17 protein-coding genes are annotated in these 18,249 nt (G+C 65.2%); 9 read left to right on the top strand and 8 right to left on the bottom strand.

The features are described from left to right. Positions 1 to 18: 18 nt before the first annotated feature. Positions 19 to 1,149, bottom strand: coding sequence for a Fic family protein (locus AWB70_RS27770; protein ID WP_053571053.1), 1,131 nt, complete (start codon positions 1,147 to 1,149; stop codon positions 19 to 21). A gap of 102 nt (positions 1,150 to 1,251) precedes the next feature. On the opposite strand from AWB70_RS27770, the gene AWB70_RS27765 reads away from it, so the two are divergent. Both AWB70_RS27765 and AWB70_RS27760 read left to right on the top strand, forming a co-directional pair. Then, positions 1,252 to 1,710, top strand: coding sequence for a cupin domain-containing protein (locus AWB70_RS27765; protein WP_053570842.1), 459 nt, complete (start codon positions 1,252 to 1,254; stop codon positions 1,708 to 1,710). A 1-nt stretch (position 1,711) separates the two neighbouring features. Beyond that, entirely contained in the window at positions 1,712 to 3,271 is a 1,560-nt protein-coding gene (locus AWB70_RS27760; RefSeq protein WP_053570841.1) for a glycerol-3-phosphate dehydrogenase/oxidase, read from the top strand. Positions 3,272 to 3,288: 17 nt separating this feature from the next. On the opposite strand, the gene AWB70_RS27755 is transcribed toward AWB70_RS27760, so the two are convergent. Genes AWB70_RS27755 through AWB70_RS27745 form a run of 3 tightly spaced genes read right to left on the bottom strand, consistent with a single transcriptional unit; the run spans position 3,289 to position 6,321 of the window. Further along, positions 3,289 to 4,194, bottom strand: a complete 906-nt coding sequence (locus tag AWB70_RS27755) for an alpha/beta hydrolase fold domain-containing protein (protein WP_053570840.1) — start codon at positions 4,192 to 4,194, stop codon at positions 3,289 to 3,291. Positions 4,195 to 4,201: 7 nt separating this feature from the next. Next, positions 4,202 to 5,707: a GMC family oxidoreductase gene (locus AWB70_RS27750; protein ID WP_053570839.1), complete on the bottom strand. Its 1,506-nt coding sequence runs from the start codon at positions 5,705 to 5,707 to the stop codon at positions 4,202 to 4,204. Further along, positions 5,704 to 6,321, bottom strand: a complete 618-nt coding sequence (locus AWB70_RS27745) for an isochorismatase family protein (RefSeq protein ID WP_014193841.1) — start codon at positions 6,319 to 6,321, stop codon at positions 5,704 to 5,706. Before AWB70_RS27745 ends, AWB70_RS27750 begins: the two co-directional genes overlap by 4 nt. Positions 6,322 to 6,507: 186 nt before the next feature. On the opposite strand from AWB70_RS27745, the gene AWB70_RS27740 reads away from it, so the two are divergent. The 7 genes from AWB70_RS27740 (at position 6,508) to AWB70_RS27710 (ending at position 12,666) form a co-directional block, all read left to right on the top strand. Then, positions 6,508 to 7,428: a LysR substrate-binding domain-containing protein gene (locus AWB70_RS27740; protein WP_014193840.1), complete on the top strand. Its 921-nt coding sequence runs from the start codon at positions 6,508 to 6,510 to the stop codon at positions 7,426 to 7,428. 242 nt (positions 7,429 to 7,670) lie between these two features. Continuing rightward, complete coding sequence (locus tag AWB70_RS27735; protein ID WP_053570838.1) at positions 7,671 to 8,069, top strand: VOC family protein; 399 nt, start codon at positions 7,671 to 7,673, stop codon at positions 8,067 to 8,069. Positions 8,070 to 8,148: 79 nt separating this feature from the next. Next, positions 8,149 to 8,787: a twin-arginine translocation signal domain-containing protein gene (locus AWB70_RS27730; RefSeq protein WP_053570837.1), complete on the top strand. Its 639-nt coding sequence runs from the start codon at positions 8,149 to 8,151 to the stop codon at positions 8,785 to 8,787. A gap of 23 nt (positions 8,788 to 8,810) precedes the next feature. Continuing rightward, positions 8,811 to 10,394 carry a GMC family oxidoreductase gene (locus AWB70_RS27725; protein ID WP_053570836.1) on the top strand — a complete coding sequence of 528 codons (1,584 nt, stop codon included), beginning with the start codon at positions 8,811 to 8,813 and terminating at the stop codon, positions 10,392 to 10,394. A 91-nt stretch (positions 10,395 to 10,485) separates the two neighbouring features. Further along, positions 10,486 to 10,818: a ribbon-helix-helix domain-containing protein gene (locus AWB70_RS27720; RefSeq protein WP_014193836.1), complete on the top strand. Its 333-nt coding sequence runs from the start codon at positions 10,486 to 10,488 to the stop codon at positions 10,816 to 10,818. A gap of 256 nt (positions 10,819 to 11,074) precedes the next feature. Next, positions 11,075 to 12,136 (top strand): catalase family peroxidase, encoded by a 1,062-nt coding sequence (locus AWB70_RS27715; protein WP_053570835.1) that lies wholly within the window; start codon positions 11,075 to 11,077, stop codon positions 12,134 to 12,136. Further along, a complete protein-coding gene (locus AWB70_RS27710) occupies positions 12,133 to 12,666 on the top strand; it encodes a cytochrome b (RefSeq protein WP_045456078.1) in 534 nt (177 codons plus the stop codon). The genes AWB70_RS27715 and AWB70_RS27710 overlap by 4 nt, the downstream gene beginning before the upstream one ends. A 10-nt stretch (positions 12,667 to 12,676) precedes the next feature. Here the strand turns inward: AWB70_RS27710 and pdxR are convergent, their stop codons facing one another. The 4 genes from pdxR to AWB70_RS27690 form a co-directional block, all read right to left on the bottom strand. Continuing rightward, the gene (pdxR, locus tag AWB70_RS27705) at positions 12,677 to 14,194 is read right to left on the bottom strand and encodes a MocR-like pyridoxine biosynthesis transcription factor PdxR (RefSeq protein ID WP_045456080.1); all 1,518 of its coding nucleotides are present in this window, start codon (positions 14,192 to 14,194) and stop codon (positions 12,677 to 12,679) included. Positions 14,195 to 14,238: 44 nt separating this feature from the next. After that, positions 14,239 to 15,552, bottom strand: coding sequence for an MFS transporter (locus tag AWB70_RS27700; protein ID WP_045456083.1), 1,314 nt, complete (start codon positions 15,550 to 15,552; stop codon positions 14,239 to 14,241). 35 nt (positions 15,553 to 15,587) lie between these two features. Beyond that, positions 15,588 to 17,261: a GMC family oxidoreductase gene (locus tag AWB70_RS27695; protein ID WP_053570834.1), complete on the bottom strand. Its 1,674-nt coding sequence runs from the start codon at positions 17,259 to 17,261 to the stop codon at positions 15,588 to 15,590. Positions 17,262 to 17,423: 162 nt separating this feature from the next. Then, a complete protein-coding gene (locus AWB70_RS27690) occupies positions 17,424 to 18,248 on the bottom strand; it encodes an IclR family transcriptional regulator (RefSeq protein ID WP_235024367.1) in 825 nt (274 codons plus the stop codon). Between the last annotated feature and the right edge of the window lies 1 nt (position 18,249).

The raw sequence follows: 18,249 nt of genomic DNA, 5'->3' as shown, positions 1-18,249 counted from the left end.
GGGTATTTGCGTCCGGATCTACGCTATCGAGTCCGGATCGCTCAGTTCGTACGATGTGCTGCGCCCGCCCGCCGACGAGCGATGCAAGATGCCGAGCGCAACGAGTTCGTTGAGGTCGCGCAAGGCGGTGTCGGGCGAGCATTTCGCGATCGACGCCCACTTGCTGCTGGTGAGCTTGCCTTCGAAACCGTCCAGCAGCCGGTTGATCAGCTTCGTCTGCCGTTCGTTCAATGCCGTGCCGGCCCACCGTTGCCAGAAGCGTGTCTTGACGAACACCGCGTCGAGCGCGTGCTGCGCGGTTTCGATCGCGCGCAGTACGGCGGAGAGAAACCAGGTCAGCCACTCGGTCACGTCGAGCGTGCCTTTCTGGGTGCGCTCCAGTATTGCGTAGTATTCCTTGCGTTCGCGCTGAATCTGCGCCGACAGACTGTAGAAGCGTCGAGGACTGCGGTCGGCGCGGGCGAGCAGGAGGTCGCCCACCGCGCGGGCAATGCGGCCGTTGCCGTCGTCGAACGGATGCAGGGTGACGAACCAGAGATGCGCGAGTCCCGATTTCAGGAGGAGCGGCTCGGCGGAGTCGGCGTTGACCCACGCCAGGAAGCGATCCATTTCTTCATCGATACGGCCTGCGGGCGGCGCTTCGAAATGGACCTTCTGCCTGCCGATCGGCCCCGAAACGACTTGCATGGGACCGTGCTCGTCGTTGCGCCAGGCGGCGACGCTGATCCGCGACATGCCGCTGTAGCCGGTCGGAAAGAGCGCAGCGTGCCATCCGAACATGCGCTCTCTGGTCAGGGCGGCGGCGCACTGGAGGGTCGCGTCGAGCACCATGTCGACGACGCCTTCGACATGACGGTCGGTGGGCGCAAGCGCGCCGATGTCCACGCCGAGCCGGCGCGCAATCGACGAGCGCACCGACGCGACATCGAGCCGTTCGCCTTCGATGGCGCTGGTCTTGACGACGTCTTCGGTGAGCACGGCGAGACTCGCCTGGTCGCGAAGCGCGATGCCTGCATCGGTGAGCCGGCCGAGCAGCAGCCCTTGCGCGCGCGACACGTCCGCAAGCAGTACCGCCAGACGCGCCATGTCGTAGCGCCATGCGGGCCAGCCGGACGCTTCCCAGATATAGATCGAATCACCGCATTTCATGCGGAGATTATGCGTGGTATTCGCCGCGCGGGCAAACATTTCGATCGCAAATTCCGCAGCGAAGTATGAGACATTCTCCCTTCCACCGACACTCCACCCGCCATGCCCAAGATCGACCTCGCCGCCGCGCCCGAGATAGAAGGCTCGGGCTACCCGCCGCCTTTCGATGCGCCGTGCGCCGGGCGCATCCGCCGACGACTCGGCGATGCCGGCGGCCTCGGCGATTTCGGCGTCAATCTCATGCGCCTGCCGCCGGGCGGCTGGTCGAGTCAGCGTCATTGGCACTCGCACGAGGACGAGTTCGTGTACGTCCTCGAAGGCGAACTGGTGCTGCTCGAAGACGAAGGCGAAACGCTCCTGCGCGCGGGCGATTGCGCGGCGTTTCCCAAGGGCAGCGGCAACGGCCATCACATGATCAACCGGTCGGAGAAAATCGCGATGTATCTCGAAGTCGGCAGCCGCGTATTCGACGATCTCACCACCTGCTCCGACGTCGACATGATGAGCGCCAACGCCGATGGCCGCTTCGTGCGCAAGGACGGCACGCCGATCACGCGCTGACATGCACTCGACGACTCCACCCGAGCGCGCATCGCTGCTGCGCGAACTGGACCGCACGGCGGTCTTCGATGTCGTCGTGATCGGCGGCGGGGCGAGCGGCCTCGGCACGGCCGTCGATGCGGCGTCGCGCGGCTACCGCACCTTGCTGCTGGAAGCGCGCGATTTCGCCAAAGGCACGTCGAGCAAGGCCACGAAGCTCGTGCACGGCGGCGTGCGCTATCTCGCGCAGGGCAATGTCCCGCTGGTGCGCGAAGCGTTGCGCGAGCGCGGCCTGCTCGCGCGCAATGCGCCGCATCTGGTGCGCCCGCTCGGCTTCATCGTGCCCGCCTACCGGACCGCCGACAGGCTGCTCTACGGCGCGGGGCTCAAGATCTACGACTGGCTCGCGGGTTCGCTCAATCTCGCCGCGAGCCGCAGCCTCGGTCTTGCCGAAACGCGCGAAAAATCGCCGATGCTCGCGGACCATCTGCACGGCCACGCGTTGCGCGGCGGCACGCTCTACTACGACGGCCAGTTCGACGACGCGCGTCTCGCCATCACGCTGATGCGTACGCTCTTCGATCTCGGCGGCATCGCGCTGAACAATGCGGCGGTGCGCGGCGTGAGGTTCGATCGCGACGCGGGGTGTCATCGGGTCGCGGTGGAAGACGTCGAAACGGGCGATGTGCTCGACGTCGGCGCGCGCTGCCTCGTCAACGCGACGGGCGTGTGGGTCGATTCGATCCGCTCCATGGCCGATCCCGCCGCGCGGCCGATCGTGGCGCCGAGCCAGGGCGTGCATCTCACGTTGCCCAGCCGCTTCCTGCAAAGCCGCGACGCGATTCTCGTGCCGCGCACGGAAGATGGCCGCGTGTTGTTCGTCGTGCCGTGGCACGGGCACACGATCGTCGGCACGACGGACACGCCGCGTCGCGATCTGCCGCTCGATCCGCGCGCGAGCGACGAGGACATCGACTTCATTCTCGCGACGGCGGCGGATTATCTCTCGGTGAAACCCACGCGCGACGATGTGCTGAGCGTGTGGGCCGGCTTGCGTCCGCTCGTGAAGGGCGACGCCGATGCCTCGACGGCGGCGCTTTCGCGCGAGCACACCATCGTAACGAACGCGACGGGCATGATCACCGTGACGGGCGGCAAGTGGACGACGTATCGGCTGATGGCGCAGCAGGTGGTCGATCTTGCCGTCAGCAACGGCCTGTTGTCCGCCGCGCCGTGCCGCACGGCCTCGCTGCCGCTGCACGGCGCGACGGCGCAGCAGGGCGGCCGATACGGCGCCGATGCCGAGTTCATTGCGCGATTGCCGGGCGCGGACCGTGTGCTCGTGCAGGCGAGCGGGCTGACGGAGGCGCAGACGCGCTTCGCGGTGCGCGCGGAGCTTGCGCGCTCGGTGGAAGACGTGCTCGCGCGCCGCGATCGCGCGCTCTTCCTCGACGCCGCAGAGGCGCGCCGCGCCGCGCCGGACGTGGCGCGGATCGTCGCGGAGGAACTGGGACGCAGCGCGACGTGGGAAGCGGAGGAAGCCGCGCGTTTCGACGCCTTCGCGCGGGGCTGGATGTTGTGACCCGGCGCGCGATGCCGTCAGCCGCGCCGCGCCATGTGACGTTCCAGAAACGCCGCCGCGAGATCGAGCGCGTGTCGCGCCGCTTCGAGTTGCTCCACGTTTTGCTGGAACACGTGAGGCATGCCGGTCCACTCCTGGAGCGTCACATCGTGGCCGCGCGCGTGCGCCCGCTCGGCGTAGCGCCGCGCGTCGTCGTAGAGAATCTCGTCAGCGCCGACTTGCACGAGCAGCGGCGGCAGCGCATCGGGAATGCCGAAGAGCGGCGATGCGCGCGGGTCGTCCGCCGCTGCGCCGCCGAGATAGCCCCGCGCGGCGGCGCGCAGGGCTCTTTCATCGAGCAGACGTTCCGACGCGGCGCGCTCGCGCAGGCTTGCGCCGCTCAAGGTCAGGTCCGTCCACGGTGAAAACACCACGGCGGCGGCGGCCTTGCCGGTCTGCGCCAGCGTCGCGAGCGTCAGGCCGCCGCCCGCCGAATCGCCGATCACGCCGACTGTGCCGTACCGTTCGCGCAAGCGTTCGACGGCCCCGGCCGCGAGCCCGATCGCGGCGGGCAAGGCCGTTTCAGGCGCGAGCGGATACTCGAGAATGAAGATCGTGCGCCGCGTGCGCGCCGCGATCTGACTGACGAAGCCGCGATACGCCGGCGCGGTGCCCATCGCATAGGCGCCGCCATGCAGATACAGCAACGCCTGATCGCCGATGGCCTGCTCGGGCACGCAGACCCAGCCGGGCAACGACGGATCGGTGGAAGGGTGCAGCGCTACCCCGGCGAGCGGCGGCGTCGCCGCGAAAAAGGCATCGTAGGCGACGCGCGGCGCGGCTTGCGCGAGCGGGCCGGACCAGAAGCGCCGGAACATGTCGTGCAGCGCGGGCAGCGCTTCGCGGTCGGCGTCGGAGAGGGGAAACACGTCGGATGGGGTCATGTCGTCCTCACGGTGCGGCGAATACGCGAAACGCGATGTGCTCGGCGAGCATCATCGTCGTCAGATTGGTCGGCGCGCTCGGGATGCCGGGCATGATCGACGCATCGACGACCATCAGCCCGTCGATGCCGTGAACGCGGCCATCGGCATCGACCACGCCGTTGTCGCCCATCGGCGCGGTGGAGGTCGGGTGCGCATAGGCGTCGAGATTGCCGAGGATCGCCGCTTCGAGATCGGCGTCCGCTACCGCAGCGCCGGGCGTCATTTCTTCGGCGACCGTTGCCGAAAACGCCTTCGAGCGGCCGATCGCACGCGCGATTTTCACGCATTCGACCATGCGGCGCCGGTCGCGCGCGGTCGAGAGAAAGTTGTACACGATGCGCGGCGCGCGCCTCGGATCGCGATCCGCCAGCCGCACGTAGCCGACGGATTCCGGCTGCGTCACCGATGCCGCGAGCACGAGCGCGCCGCCGGTGGGCGACTGCGCCGGATCGAACAGATGCGTGGCGGAGACATGCAGGTCGAGATCGCCGGACGCCGCCTCGGACGATGCCGCCCACAGGATCGCGCCCGCGGCGGGAAACATGCCGTTCGCGCCGGGCTTGAGCGCGTAGATGTTGTAGTAGAACGGATGCTCCTGCAGGCGTTCGCCGACCGGCAGGTTCGCCGCGACCGGAATGCCGAGATCGCGCAGATGCGCCGCCGGCCCGATGCCCGAGCGCATCAGAATGGCCGGGCTGCCGAACGCACCCGCCGATAATATGACGGTATCCGAATGAAATGCCCTGCCTTCGATATCGAGCACGCCGCGGGCGCGACCGCCGTCGATCAACACGCGATCGATTTCCACGCCGCCCATGATCGTGAGATTGGGACGCGCGCACACGCCGTCGTCGAGAAACGCAATGCCCGTGTTGATGCGCCGCCCCGAAACCACATTGAGCGGATACGGCGACACGCCCGCCTGTTCCTCGCCGTTGAAGTCTTCCACGTACGCGAAACCGCATTCGAGCGCGCCGTCCACGAAGGCGTTGACGGCGGGCGTGAGTTCGTCGCGGCGGCGCTGGCGCACGGGAAGCGGGCCGTGGCGTCCGCGATGGCGATCGTCGCCGTCGGGCGTATTTTCGATGGATTTGAAGCAGTCGAGCACGTCGTCGAACGACCAGCCTTTCAGGCCGCGCGCGGTCCACTTGGCGAAATCGGCGGGACGCGCGCGCATCGCGACGGCGGCGTTCACCGAGGAGCATCCGCCGAGCGCCTTCGCGCGCAGCGCGGCGATCGTGGCGCCGCCTTCGGCCACCTCGCCGCGATAGCCCCAGTCGTGCGCCGCGTCGCCGCCCGCGTGGTCCGCGTTCCAGAGCACGCCGGGAAACTGGTTCGGCCGATACGCGTTGCCCGCTTCGAGCAGCAGCACATGGCGCGCCGGATCGCTGCTGAGGCGATTGGCGAGCACCGCGCCCGCCGAGCCGCCGCCGACGATGATCACGTCGTGGAAGTCGCGCGTGCCGTTCATCGCGCGAAGCCCTCGGCAACCTGACCCATCAGCGTGGCGAAGGGCATGTCGAGCGCGGCGTAGACATCGAGTGCTTTCGGGTCGGCGTTGTCGGCCATGATCTCGACCATCAGCGTGGCGTAGTCGGATACTTCGATACCGAGCGCGGTCAGCCGCGCGAGTCCCGCCTCGTGCTTGTAAGCGCTGAACGTGCCGCACGCGTCGAGCGCCACGACCGGCTGATAGCCTTCGTCGCGCGCGGAGATCGCGGGCAGCGACGCGCACACTTCGAAGCTCAGGCCCGCGATGATCAGATGATCGCGCCGCGCCGCCTTCACCTTCTCGACGAAGCGCGGCTCGTCCCATGCGTTGACGGTGGAGCGATCGAGGATATCGGCGTCGCCGAGCGCGGCCCGCAATTCGGGGATGGTCGGCCCCCACATGCTGTCGCGCGCGGTGGTCACGGCGATGACCGGCAGACCGAGCGCGATCGCGGCCTTCGCCAGCCCGACCACGTTGTGCTTCAACTCGCCGACACCGATATCGCGCACGCCGGTGAAAAGACCGACCTGGTGATCGATCAGCAGCACGGCGGTGTTGTCGCGGGTCATGCGCGTTCTGGCCTGGGCGTTCATCGCTATCTCCTTGGGTTGGACACTGCGCAGCTTAGACGTCTGGCTGAGCGAAACAAGGCGTCGGCGATGGACGCTGCGTGCAATGGATTGGACGACCGGAGATGATGACCCCCGACGCGTCGAAACAGGCCGCGTGTAACATGCCCGATGCCAATCAGGCCATTGGGAAATCAGGAAAACGCGCCCATGCTGGATCTCAACGACATGTACTACTTCGTGCAGGTGGTCGATCACAAGAGCATCACCGCCGCCGCGCGGGCGCTTGCCTTGCCCAAATCGACGATCAGCTACCGCGTGAACCAGCTCGAAGCGCAGCTCGGCGTGCGGCTCATCAATCGCACGTCGCGCCAGTTCGCGGTGACGGAGATCGGCGCGGAGTTCTATGCGCGCGCGCGTTCGATGCTTCAGGAAGCGCTCGCGGCGGAATCGGTGGTGCGGCAGCGCATCCTCTCGCCGAGCGGGCTCGTGCGGATCTCGACGGCGGTGGCCACCGCGCAGTTCGCGCTGCGCAATCTGCTGCCGCGTTTTTGCGAGCGTTTTCCGAAAGTGCGGCTAATGGAGCACCTGTCCGATGCCGAAGTCGATATCGTCGCCGAGGGCTTCGATATCGCGATCCGGGCGCACAGTCAGCCCTTGCAGGATTCGACGCTGATCCAGCGTCCGCTTGCGCCGACGCCGTGGATGCTCTTCAGCAGCCCGGATTTCTTCGAAGGCGCGAAGCCGCCCGCGACGCCCGATGACATCGCGGGGCGGCGTTCGCTTTTCATGGTGCGCGGCGGCGTGCCGCACGAATGGACGCTGCGCCGCGACGAGACGGTGAGCACGGTGCGCCTCTCGCCGGTGCTCATGACGAGTTGCATGCTGACGCTGAAAGACGCGGCGGTGGCGGGGCTCGGGATGGTCGCCTTGCCGGGCTACGTCTGCAAGGAAGAACTCGCCGATGGCCGTCTGATGCGCGTGCTTCCGGAATGGACCTGCGGCGATGCGCAACTCACCGCGCTCGTGCCGTATGGACAGAACCAGTTGCCGTCGGTGCGCGCGTTGCTGGACTTTCTCGTTGCGGAGCTTCCGGGCGTCGTGTCGATGCGCGATTTCGAAGCGTCCTGATGCCCGCCGGCGCCAGAGGGTTTACACCGATTCGCATGCCCGAATGCAGATAGCCGCGCCGTAAGGCGTGGCGAGCCGCCCGCAATAATTTCTACGTGAAAGGCTCGCGCCTCCTAAAATTTAACCGTGTATTACCTCGCGCCTCGCCACTCTCGGTAGATTGCTCATGACGCCGTGGCGGGGCATTCAGCGAATGCTTTCTCCCGCGCGAGCGGCGGACGTTCTCATCAAAAGGAGCGCCAATGGCAAAGCTGATTCATACCATGATTCGCGTTCGCGAACTCGACCGATCTCTGGACTTCTATCGATCCGCGCTTGGCCTCACGCCGAGCCATCGCCTGGATTTCGACGACTTCTCGCTCGTCTATTTGCGCAACGACGAGACCGACGCCGAGATCGAACTCACCTGGAACAAGGGGCGCGATATACCTTACACGCATGGCGACGGCTATGGTCACTTCGCCGTCGTGGTCGATGACGTGCGCGCGGAACACGAGCGCCTCGCCGGACTGAATCTACAGCCCAAGGACGTGAAGGAATTCAAGGATGGCAAGGGCGAACTCATCGCCCGATTCTTTTTCCTGGAAGACCCGGACGGCTACAAGATCGAAGTACTCGAAAAACACGGACATTACCGCTGACGCATCCGGACATAACAACAAGACGTATCGGGCAGGACCCCATACATAAGCTGTTGCAGTGCCCCACAAGGAGAGAGACATGCGAGACACGATCATTCCGATCGTCGGCGAGCGGCGCGCGCACGACGGTGGACCTCATCACGACCATGATGAAATCGCCCCCCCGAAGATCGCACTGACGCGGCGCGAATTCCTGCGCGGCACCGGCGTGCTCGTCGGCACGATCGCGGCGACTTCGATCTTCGCGACCCTCGCGCCGAGCCGCGTCTGGGCGCTCGAAATGCAAGGGCTCGACACGCATCAGGGCGAAGTGCTTCTGCAGGTCACGCGGCAGATCTATCCGCACGCGACGCTAGACGACGCCGTCTATGCGCTCGTCGTCAAGGATCTCGACGCCAAGGCGAAAGCCGATCCGGCCGTGCGCCAGCAACTCGCCGATGGCGTCGCCCAGCTCGACGCCAAAGCCGGCTCCGACTGGACGAAGCGCAGCGCGAAGGACAAGGCGCAGGACGTCGCCGCGCTCGCGGGCACGCCGTTCTTCGCGACCGTGCGCAGCACCGCCGTGGTCTCGCTGTACAGCAATCCGATGGCGTATGCGCACTTCGGCTACGGCGCATCGAAGGGCGACGGCGGGTATCTGCATCAGGGCTTCAACAGCCTTTCGTGGCTGCCCGATCCGCCCGCGGGCGCGAGCGGTCCCATCCCGACCGATAGCTGAGCAACCACGAGCGGAGACCGAACATGGATCAGGGTAACAAGGTGCAGTTCAAGCACAGCGACGGCAATGTCGTCGTCGTCATCGGATCGGGTGCGGGCGGCGGCACGCTCGCCAACGAGCTTGCTCAAAAGGGCATCGACGTCGTCGTGCTCGAAGCGGGCAAGCTGCATACGCAAGGCGATTTCTCCACCTCGGAGTGGGACGCCTTCAAGATGCTTTCATGGCTGGACACGCGCACGACTTCTGGCTCGTGGCGCGTGGCGAAGGATTTTCCGAACTTGCCGGCGTGGGTCTGCAAGACGGTCGGCGGCACGACGACGCACTGGGCGGGCGCGAGCCTGCGCATCCAGCCGCACGAGTTCAAGGCGAAGACCACGTATGGCGACGTGCAGGGCGCCAATCTGCTCGACTGGCCCATCACGCGCGCGGAGCTCGACCCGTACTACGACCGCGCCGAGAAGAAGATGGGCGTGACGCGCACCAACGGCCTGCCGGGACTGCCGGGCAACAACAACTTCAAGGTGATGTCGGCGGGCGCGGCGAAGGTCGGCTACAAGGACTGCAACACCGGCCACATGGCGATCAACAGCGTGGTGCGCGACGACCGCACGCACTGCTTCCAGCGCGGCTTCTGCTTTCAGGGCTGCCGCATGGGCGCGAAGTGGTCCACGCTCTATACGGAGCTGCCGCGCGGGCAGGCGACCGGCCACATGGAGCTGCGCACCGAGGCGCATGTCGTAAAGATCGAGCACGATGCGCGCGGCAAGGTGTCGGGCGTCGTCTACTACGATGCGAACGGCAAGCTGCAACGTCAGCGGGCGCGCGTCGTCGCGGTGGCGGGCAATGCGATCGAGACGCCGCGCCTCTTGCTCAATTCGCAGTCGAGCAAGTTCCCCGACGGCCTCGCGAACGGTTCCGGACAGGTCGGCCGCAACTACATGCGGCACACGACCGGCTCGGTCTACGGCGTGTTCAACGACAAGGTCGAGATGTTCAAGGGCACGACGATGGCCGGCATCATCGAGGATGAAGCCGTGTTCGAGCCGAAGCGCGGCTTCGCGGGCGGCTATCACATGGAGACGATCTCGCTCGGGCTGCCGTTCTATGCGGCGTTTCTCGATCCCGGCGCGTGGGGCCCGAACTTCACGGCGGCGCTCGACCAGTATCAGTACACGGCGGGCATGTGGATCGTCGGCGAGGACATGCCGCGCGAATCGAACCGCATCACGCTCAATACGAACGTGAAGGATCAGTACGGTTTGCCGGTGCCGAACGTCCACTTCGACGATCATCCGAATGACGAAGCCATGCGCGAGCACGCGTACAAGCAGGGCAGCGCGGTGTACGAGGCGGCGGGCGCGAAGGCGACGTATATCGTGCCGCCGTATCCGTCGACGCACAATCTCGGCACCGCGCGCATGAGCGCGAAAGCCGCGGACGGCGTGTGCAATCCGCATGGCCAGACGCATGAAGTGGCGAACCTGTTCATCTCCGATGGCAGCCAGTTCACCACGGGCGCCGCCGAAAACCCGACGCTCACGATCGTCACGCTCGCCATTCGCCAGGCGGATTACATCGCGAATCAGATGAAACAACGCAGGGTTTGACGCGATTGCGGGTGAATGTGCGGGGGCGTAATTTGTCTGACTGGCCGTCATGCGCGCGCATGACGGCCCGCTTTGCTGGAGGGCTATCGTCATGTGCCGGGTGTACATCAACGCCGATCCGATCCTCTATGAATCGCGCACGCGCTCGCTGCGCATTCATGGCGTGATCACCACCGTGCGGCTCGAAAATCTGTTCTGGGACGTGCTGCAGGAAATCGCCGGACGCGAGAATCTCACGACGAGTCAATTCGCCGTGAAGCTTTACGACGAACTCGTTGCGCTGCGCGGCGAGGTGCCGACGAATTTCGCTTCGTTTCTGAGGGTGTGCTGTTTGCGGTATTTGTCGATGCGCGAGGTGAAGGAGGCGGTGGGGGAGGAAGAGGCGGGGAGTGGGGTGGGGTTGCGGGTGTTGAAGGCGGGGTGATGTCTGATTGCCTTCAGCCGTCAGGTCTTCTCGTGATTGAACCGCTTGCGCCGCTATGTAGCCCCATGCCATAGCTGCCGTATTCGCTGCATGCAGCCGCAACCGGCCGCCAAAGCTGGCCATCCTCCGAACATCCCGGGGTTCACTTCGAACGACCCCGCCCGGCAGGGTCTCTGCACGTTTCCCCCATTGCTGGCACGATTCCCCTCACGCTGCTAGATTACCCCCCACCAGAATCGCTGTCCGAGAGACTACGATGACTGACAAACCCGCGTCCTCACGCTCGCCCCTGCCCGCGCTGATCCTCATCGCGGCTATCGTCGTCGCGCTGGTCGCGGCATTTGCCTACACGGCGGGCTGGCTGTCGCCACACCGCCTCACGCCCGCGAAAATCGTCGGCAGCCTTGCGCCGCCCGGCGGCGCGGTGCCGGGCTTCAGGCGCAATCACGCGAAAGGCATCTGCTTCAGCGGCGATTTCGAATCCAACGGCTCCGGCGCGGCGCTCTCCAAAGCCAGAATGTTCGCCTCGGGCACTTACCCCGTCACCGGGCGCTTCAATCTCGCCACGCCCGATCCGAAGGCATCGGATGCCATGGCGCGGGTGCGCGGCCTCAGCCTGCGCATCGTGATGCCCGACAACAGCGAGTGGCGCTCCGCGATGATCGACGCGCCGTTCTTCCCCGTCGCCACGCCGCAAGCCTTCTACGATCTGCAACGCGCGCTCGCCAACAAGAGCGATCCCGAGTCCATGCAGAAGTTCGCGGCCGCGCATCCGGAGATCGGCGCGTTCGGCGCATGGGCGGGCAGCGCGCCGTGGACGCCCTCGTACGCGGACGAACGCTACAACAGCCTCAACAGCTTCGTCTTCACGAACGCGGAAGGGCAGGATCAGACGGTGCGCTGGTCGTTCGTTCCAGCCGCGAAACCCGAGAACGTAACGCCGGATGAACTGAAGAAGAAGGGCGACAATTTCCTCGATGCCGACATCACCGAGCGCGTGAAGAGCGGGCCGCAGCGCTGGGCCATGGTCGTCACGGTCGCCAATCCCGGCGACCCCACCGCCGACCCGAGCAAGGCCTGGCCGGAAGACCGCCACACGGTGGAGGTGGGCACGCTCGTCGTGAAGACGATCGAGCCGGAGCCCGACGGGCCGTGCCGCGACCTCAACTTCGATCCGACCGTGCTGCCATCGGGCATGCGCGTATCCGACGATCCGTTCCCCGCCGCGCGTTCCGCCGCTTACTCGGTATCGTTCAATGCACGCACCGCCGAGGACAAGGACTATCCGCACACGCCCGCGCAAGGAGCCAAGCCATGAACGCGATTCACACACGGTTCTCGCCGCTGCAACGCGCGCTGCACTGGATCATGGCGATATGCATTCTCGCGATGCTGTTCATCGGCGTCGGCATGGTATCGACGGTGCGGCCCGACTATCTGACGCTCGTATCGATACACAAGCCGCTCGGCATCGCGATACTCGTGCTCGCGCTGATCCGTCTCGCGGTGCGCATCACGCGCGGCGCGCCGCCGCTGCCCGCCGACATGCCCGAGCCGATGAAGCTCGCCGCAATCCTCTCGCATCTCGCCTTCTATGCGCTGATGATCGCGTTGCCGCTGCTCGGCTATGGCATGTTGTCGGCGGCGGATTATCCGGTCGTCGTGTTCGGCGTGCGCGTGCCTTCTCTGCTGCCGCATAGCAATTCGCTGCATACGCTGCTATGGAACGCGCATCGCTTCCTCGCGCTGTGCTTCTTCGCGTTGATCGTCGTGCATCTTGCGGCCGCGCTGTTTCATGCGCTCATCCGGCGCGACGGCGTCTTTCACGCGATGGCGCCGTGGAAGTGAACGACGAAACTCAAGGGCGCCGCTGCTGCACGACCTGAGCCAGCGCCCGCACGCCCGGCTCGATCAGCTCCGCGCGTATCGCCGAGAAGCCCATGCGAAAGCAGCGCTGACCATCGGCGGGATCGGCGAAGAACACGTTGCCCGGTTCGATCAGCACGCCGAGCGCCTGCGCGTCTTTGGCGAGGCGCGTCGCGTCGAGCCAGGGCGGACCTTCGACCCAGCACGACGCGCCGCCCGTCACCTTCGATGCGCGCAACTCCGGCAGATGCGCGGCGAGCGCATCCATCAGCACTTCGGCGCGCTCCTTGTAGACGCGCCCGAGCTTGCGCAGCAGCGTATCGTGATGGCCGAGCGCGAGAAACGTCGCGAAGGCGCGCTGAATGTACGCGGCGGGATGGCGGATCATCAAGCGGCGCAGCGCGCGCAACTCGCGGATCAGCGTGCGCGGCGCGACGATATAGCCGAGCCGCAGGCCGGGCGCGAGCGTCTTCGACAGCGAGCCGATATACACGACGCGCTCCGCCGTATCGAGGCTTTTCAGCGCCGGATGCGGCGTGCCGGAAAACGAGTTCTCGCTCTCGTAGTCATCTTCGACGACGATGAAGTCGTGCTTCACCGATAAATCCAGCAATCTGCGCCGCCTCTCGATCGGCATCGTCACTGTCGTCGGGCATTGATGGCTCGGCGTGACATACACGTAATCGCACGGCGCAAGCAGGCTTTCGTCGTCGATGACCGCGCCTTCATCGTCCACCTGAATCGGCACGATCTGCGCGCTGTGATGCTGGAAAATGTTGCGCGCATCGGGATAACCGGGGTTCTCCATGCCGACTTTCGTCTGCGGTGTGCACAGCAGATCGCCGATCAGATAAAGCGCCTGCTGGCAGCCGTTCGTGACGACGATCTCGTCGGGCATCGCGAACACGCCGCGGCGCGGCAGCACGCGCGTGCGAATCTGCTCGACGAGCGTTTCGTCGTCGCGTTCGATGAGATCGGGCGCCCAGTTGCGGATTTCCATCACCGAAAGGCCGTGCATGCAGCTCTCGCGCCAGTCGTTCGTGGGAAAGAGCTCGGTATCGAATTGCCCGTAAATAAAGGGATATTCGTAGCTCTGCCAGTTCGAAGGCTTGACGATATTGCGCTGATGCGACGGCGCATGCCGGATGCGCGCGCTCCAGTCGGGATGACCTTGCGGCGTCGGCGCGGCGGGCGTGTCGGCCAGGCCCGTCGCGGTGAAGCCGCGCTGCAATTCATCGGTTGCCGGATTCACGAAATGGCCGCTGCGCTCGCGCGACACGAGATAGCCTTCCTCGACCAGTTGCTGATACGCGAGCACCACGGTATTGCGCGATACGTTGAGCTGGTCCGCGAGCTCGCGGCTGGAAGGCAAGGCGGAATCGGGCGCGATATGACCGCTCAGAATCGCGTTGACGATCATCTGGCGGATCTGGTTCTGCAAGCTCATCCCCGAGACCCGCGAGCGCTCGAAAAGCTGCGCCCAAAGCGTGGCGGTTGGCCGGGCGGGCATGCATGTCTCCTTCAAAAGTATCGCGATGTTTGCATATTAGGTGATCAACTCACCGAAAACGCCAGTTCGCGACGTTGCCGCAATCCGACCCACGCCGCCGAGAGCGCGCTGATGACGCCGGCAGCCATGCAGTAGCCCGCGATCATCCACGGATCGCCGCCATTGCGCTGCAGCAGCCACGTCGCGACAATCGGACTGATGCCGCTCGCGAAGATGCCCGAGAACTGATACACGAAGGAGATGCCCGAATAGCGCACTTTCGCATCGAAAAGCTCGGAGAAGAGCGCGGCTTCCGGCCCGTAGATCGATGCATACACGACGCCCAAAGGGATCACCACCGCGAGCCAGGCGAGCATCGTGTTGCCGCCGCTGTGCTTCATGAGCCAGAAGCCGAAGAACGCCGAGAGTCCCGTCGCGAGCGATCCCCAGAAGTAGATGCGCGCGCGCCCGATGCGATCCGAGAGCCGCCCGAAGAAGGGAATCGTGAAGATCATCACGAACGCGGCGACCATCACGCCGAGCAGCGCATCCGTGCGTTGCAGATGCAGCGTGCCGGTGAGATACGAAATCGAGAACACGCCGAAGACGTTGAAGAACACGCCGTCGATGAAACGCGCGCCCATCCCCGCGATCGTGTTGCCCGGATACTTCGCGAGCACATCGACGATCGGCATGCGCGCCTCGCTGCCCGTCTTCTGGATGCGCGCGAATTCCGGCGTCTCCATCACGTTCAGGCGGATATACATGCCGATGACGACGAGCGCGAACGACAGGAAAAACGCGAGACGCCAGCCCCACGCGAGGAACTGCGCATCGGTCAGCGCGAGCGACAAGCCCGCGACCACGCCCGATGAAAGACACAGCCCAAGCGCCAAGCCGATCTGCGGAATGCTCGCGTAAAAGCCGCGCTTGTTCTCGGGCGCGTATTCGAACGCCATCAGCACCGCGCCGCCCCATTCGCCGCCGAGCCCGATGCCTTGCAGCACGCGCAGGAACAGCAGAAGCGATGGCGCCCAGATGCCGATCTGCGCATAGGTGGGCACCATGCCGATCAATACCGTTGCGACGCCCATGATCGTGAGCGTCATCACGAGCATGCTCTTTCTGCCGAGGCGATCGCCAAAATGGCCGAAAATCACGCCGCCCAGCGGCCGGCTCAGAAAGCCGACGGCGAACGTGCCGTAGGCGAGCATCGTCGAGATCAGCGGATCGCCGCTCGGGAAATACAGCTTGTTGAAGACGATGCCGGCGACCACGCCGTATAAGAAGAAGTCGTACCACTCGATCGTCGCGCCGATCAGACTTGCAACGACGACGCGTCTCATCTGCTTGCCATCGGTTCGGGGCAGTGCGTTCATGGGTTTGTCTCCGTGATGTTTCACTGGGCTTGTGTTCAGCCTTTGTGCCCTTCATGGGCCATGCGTTTTTCGATCATGCTTACGTTTGCTTCATCCACGCGCGTGACGTGCTGATAGCGCTGGTCTTCGAGAATCATGTCGGCGGCTTTCTCCGCGATCATGATGACGGGCGCATTCGTGTTGCCCGATACGAGCTCCGGCATGATCGACGCATCGACCACGCGCAGGCGTCCGATGCCGCGCACCTTCAGCCGTTCGTCGACGACGGCGCGCGCATCGCTACCCATCTTGCAAGTGCCCGCCGGGTGATAGATCGACTGGCTGAACTTGCGCGCGACGTCGAGCAGTTCGGCATCGGTTGCATACGCCGCACCGGGAATGAATTCCGACACGATATGCCGCGCGAGCGACGGCGCGGCGGCAATGCGGCGCGCCACTTTAATGCCGCCGATCACGACCGGGTGATCGCGTTCGTCGGAAAGATAATTCGCGTGTATCGCGGGATAGTGCAGCGGATCGTTCGAGCGGATCTCCACACTTCCGCGGCTATGCGGGCGCAACTGGCACACCGAAGACGTGAACGCCGAAAACGGATGCGCGCCCTGGCCGGGCTTGTCGGCGGAAAGCGGCTGCATATGAAACTGGATGTCGGGCCGCGCGACATCCGGCGACGAGCGCGTGAATATCGCGACCTGACTGGCCGCGAGCGTGAGCGGGCCGGTGCGCGAGATCGCATATTGCAGGCCGACCAGCGCCTTCTTGAGCGGATTGTTGACTTCGTCGTTGAGCGTGCGTTCGCGCGTCTTGAAGACGAGCCGCACCTGCAGATGATCCTGAAGGTTCTGGCCGACGCCCGCCAGTTCATGCCTGACCTGCACGCCCGCCTTGTTCAGCACGTCGGCCGGACCGACGCCCGAGTTCTGCAGGATTTGCGGCGAGCCGATGGCGCCTGCCGCAAGTATCACTTCGACGCGGGCACGCACCGTCTTCACCGCGCCTTCGTGCACGTACTCGATACCGACGGCTTCCTTTCCGTTGAAGAGCACACTGCGCGTTTGCGCGCGCGTCCGCACGATCAGATTGCGGCGGTCGCGCACGGGCTTGAGAAAGCCTTTCGCGGTGCTCCAGCGAAAGCCCTTGTGCGCGGTCTGCTGAAAATAGCCGACGCCTTCCTGCGTTGCGCCGTTGTAGTCATCGTTGAACGGAATGCCGATTTCCTGCGCCGCCGCGATGAAGTGATCCGCGATAGGGCGGCGCAGGCGCAAGTCCGACACCTTCAACGGACCGCCCACGCCGTGATACGCGCTCGCGCCGCGCTCCTGATCCTCCGACTTCATGAAGTACGGCAACACGTCGTTGAAGCGCCATCCCGTGTTGCCGAGTTCGGCCCAGCGATCGTAGTCTTCGCGCTGGCCGCGCACGTAAAGCAGCCCGTTGAGCGAACTGCATCCGCCGAGCACCTTGCCGCGCGGCCAGTCGATGCGGCGTCCGGCCACCGCTTCATCCGGCTCCGTGCGATAGCACCAGTCCAGCTCGGGATCGTGCATCGTCTTGAAGTAGCCGACGGGAACGTGAATCCACGGGTTCGTATCGGGTCCGCCCGCCTCGAGAAGCAGCACCGTGTTGCGCGGATCGGCGCTAAGCCGGTTCGCGAGGACGCAGCCCGCCGAGCCCGCACCGACGATGACGTAATCGACTTCGTGCTGCATGACGCTTGTCTCCTGGAATCTTCTTCTTGCGTTCAATGTGGAAGATGGCGGCCAGGAAGCCAAGAGAAAAACGCGGAAGCCCGCGAAAGTGAAACGGAAACTGCAAAATTCGATTCAGAATCGCGCGTTAATTGGGTATCCGAAGTATTTTGTTGCGGCGCGTCAGAATGTATCCGCGAGCGCCGCTGCCGCTTCCTGCAAGCGCGGCACGAACGTGAGCCCGCGCGACAGCGTCATGCGCGACACCGGCCCGTGCACGGCGATCGCCGCGATGCATTTGCCGCGCGAATCGAACACGGGCACCGCGACGCACGCAATGCCGAGCACGAATTCCTCATCGTCGACGGCAATGCCCTTGTGCGCGATGCGATCCAGCTCCGCTTCGAGCAGATTCGGTTCGTCGAAGGTGTTGGGCGTGAAGCGTTCGAGCCGCATCGCGCGGATCAGCGCGGAACGCTCGTCGCGCGGCATCATCGCGAGAAGCAGCTTGCCGCTCGCGCTGCAATGCGCGGGCACGTGCGATCCGGGCTTGAGTTCCAGCCGCAGCGCCCACGGCGACTCGCAACGGTCGAGATAGAGCACTTGCGTATCGTGCAGCATGCTCAGATTGCAGGTTTCGCCGAGATCGGCGACGAGACGCTCCAGAATCGCGTGCCGCTGACGCCGCGCGCCGCTATGCATCATCACGTCGATGCCGAGACGTTCGAGGCGCGGGCCGATCACGTAGGCGTTCTTCTGGCCCGGCTCGCGCGCGACGAAACCGCCCGCTTCGAGCGATTGCAGCATGCGGTGCAGCGAGGCCTTCGGCTGCCCGATGATGCTCGCGAGTTCCGCGAGCGAGAGCGCGCCCTTCGCGGCCACGAGATGTTCGAGCACGCTGAACGCGCGCAGCGTGGGCGTTTCCGCGCGCGCCGACTGATCGGCAAGCGGCGCGTTGTCCGTCGATTCCGGCTCGATGAACGCTTCGGTTTCGGCTCGCGTATCCATG

It is taken from the genome of Caballeronia cordobensis (assembly GCF_001544575.2).
GTDB lineage: Bacteria > Pseudomonadota > Gammaproteobacteria > Burkholderiales > Burkholderiaceae > Caballeronia > Caballeronia cordobensis.
Note: the sequence above shows the minus strand (reverse complement) of the source record. Positions and strands in the feature narration are given on the sequence as shown.